The following is a 2604-nucleotide window of genomic DNA, read 5'->3' as shown; positions in this document are numbered from 1 at the left end:
GGCCCCCGATCGACACTTCAAACTCCCCCACCTGTGGACAGTCAAATTCCTCCAGGCAGGACAAGGGTTGCATTATTGATCGGTCACGCCTCGGCTGCGATCGCCAGGCGTGCGGCGGCCTCCTTCAGCCGGTAGCTCCTTCCTTCGAACTCGAGCATGACGGCGCGATGCATCAGTCGATCGAGGATGGTGGTTCCCATGGTTGCATCGCCGAGGTATTTGCCCCAGTCCTGCACGACTCGGTTGGAGGTCACGACGATGCTGCCGCGGCGCTTGTAGCGCTGGTGCACGATGGTCTGGAGCAACTCGGCGGCGGCGTCGGAGATGCGCCGCGCGAGGAAGAGGTCGTCGAGCACGAGCAGATCGGATTCGACGTATGCGCGCATCAGCGTCGTCTGCTCCTTGGGGCTTGCCAGTGCGAAGCGGGCGAACTCGGTGTCGGCCTCAAGGTAGCGAACGTCATGGCCTTGCAGGGTGGCCTGGTAGGCGACGGCTTTGGCCACATGCGACTTCCCTGTGCCTGGCTTGCCGATGATCAGGGCATTGGCGCCGTCGGCGATGAACTTCAGCGTGTGCAGCTCGAAACACGCCTGACGAGGCAGCTTGGGGTTAAAGCGCCAGTCGAAGTCGGCGAGCGTGGGCCGTTCATCGAGACGTGATTGCTTGAAGCGCCGCTCGGTCAGGCGCGAGTGGCGCCGGTCGAGCTCGTCCTGGAGCAATCCTGCAAGCGTCTCCAGCAGCGGCTGCTGCGAGGCCTGCGCCTGCATGACGCGGGTGTTCAGGGTTGCGGCGATGCCGGACAGGCGCAGCTCGCGCAGCGTGCGTTCGATCTCATTAATGGTCATGCGCAGTACCTCCAGGGGTCAGGGGAGCGGAAGGCTGTGCCGAGGCACAGCGAGAGAACAACTCGGCGTAGATGTCGGCGGGACGGATCAGCGGGTGTTCCTGCGTCAGCGTGAGTTCCAGCTGGCGTGGTTCTTCGGTGCGTTCGATGGCCGCCAGCGCTTCGGCGACGATCTTCTCGGTCAACCTCTTGACGTGGCTGTAGCTGTAGATGCCGTCGCGCATCGCCTGCGCACAGGCGCGGTCCACAAGGCGGCGTGGGTAGCGATCGGCCAGGCGGACGATGCCCCAGAGCTTGCGCTGGCCGACGCGGCCTTCGACGGCGAACAGCAGCTCGCACAGCCGCTCGGCGTCATTGCCGATCGCCTTGGCTTGCGCGAGGATGCGGCGGGTCTCGCGTGAAGGGTTGAAGACTCGCTCCTCCATCGGCAGCACGACGCTGCCGGGACGCTCGACACGCACGTGGCTGCGCAGCAGCGCCTGGGTCTTCAGGTCACGGATCTCGATGCGGTGCTCGAACACGCGCACCAGCACGTGGCTGCCGATGGGCGCCGGCCGCGCGCCGTAGCTGCTGTGATCGACACGCACGCAGCTGTCGTCGCACACGGTGCGCTGGGACTCGGTGAAGTACTGCATGCCCAGCACCGGCAGCGGCTGCAGCAACGGCCGCTCCTCCTCGAACATCGCCTGCACCTGACGGCGCGCGCTGCCATGGATGCGCGAGGCGGCCCACTTGGTCTCCCAGTGTTCGAGGAAATCGTTCTGCTCGGCCAGTGACTCGAAGCGCCGCCCCTTCAAGGCCGTGGCCTGGGTGTGACCGATCGCGTTCTCGACCGAACCCTTGCGATTGGGATCACGGACGCGGGCCGGATCGGCGATCACGCCGTAGTGGGCCAGCGTGGCCGCGTACACGGAGTTCAACTGCGGCTCGTACAGGTCGGGCTTGACGATGCCTTCCTTGAGGTTGTCCAGAACTACATAACGGCAACTGCCGCCAAAGTAGCGCCATGCCTGCTCGTGCAGCTGCGCCCACGTCTGCTGGCTGGACTTCCAGACGACACGGCGGAAGCTGCGCCTGGAGTAGCGCAGTGTCGCGACGAACAGCCGCGGCTTGCGATAGCGGTCGGTTCCCGGCACGCGCGTTGGCGCGCCTTCGCCGTAGTCGACTTGCATCTCTTCCCCAGGGAGGAACTCCAGGCGGTCGAATTGTTCGGGCTCGTGCTGGCGAAGCTTGCGCGCGAAGCGCATCACCGAGCTGTAGCGGGCGGTGAATCCGTGCTGGTCGACCAGATCCTGGTAGATGGCCATGGCGTTGCGCCGCAGCCTCAGTTGCGCCTCGATGAAGCTGCGATGCGGCTCGCACGCCGAGACCGTCGCGGGCGAGCGCGCGGGCGTCGGAGCCGGTGGACGGGGTGGAGGAGTTTGCCCTCCGGGGTCGGTGGACACCCCGGGGGAATTTGCTGCCATGGCAGCGAAGCGCTTCTGGTATCCCCGGATCGTCTTGCGATCGATGCCCGTCACGCGCTCGATCTCACGTTGGCTGGCCCCGGCGCCCAACAGGGTCCAAATGGTCGTCTGCAAATGCGGCTTCAAGACATTCACTCCAACACCCCCTCATGGCTGAGGGGGCAGAAAGTAACGTCCTGCCCGAAAGCGGCTGCCGGGAGACGCCGGCGCCGCCTACTCCGTCACGGCCAAATGGCCGGGGCGGGGGAATTTACGTGTCGATCAGTGGGGGAGTTTGCGTGTCGTTCGGGGACC

Annotated in this window: 2 protein-coding genes; both read right to left on the bottom strand. The window is 65.6% G+C overall.

Annotation, left to right across the window (positions count from 1 at the left end; translation table 11 throughout):
* Positions 1-83: 83 nt before the first annotated feature.
* On the bottom strand, positions 84-845 hold the full coding sequence (istB, locus tag A8M77_RS34810; protein ID WP_086926020.1) for an IS21-like element helper ATPase IstB: 762 nt from the start codon (positions 843-845) through the stop codon (positions 84-86).
* Positions 835-2445, bottom strand: coding sequence for an IS21 family transposase (gene istA, locus A8M77_RS34805; RefSeq protein WP_086926019.1), 1611 nt, complete (start codon positions 2443-2445; stop codon positions 835-837). Before istA ends, istB begins: the two co-directional genes overlap by 11 nt.
* Between the last annotated feature and the right edge of the window lie 159 nt (positions 2446-2604).

Source organism: Variovorax sp. JS1663 (genome assembly GCF_002157355.1).
Classification (GTDB): domain Bacteria; phylum Pseudomonadota; class Gammaproteobacteria; order Burkholderiales; family Burkholderiaceae_C; genus Variovorax.
This window is presented reverse-complemented; position numbering and strand designations above follow the sequence as displayed.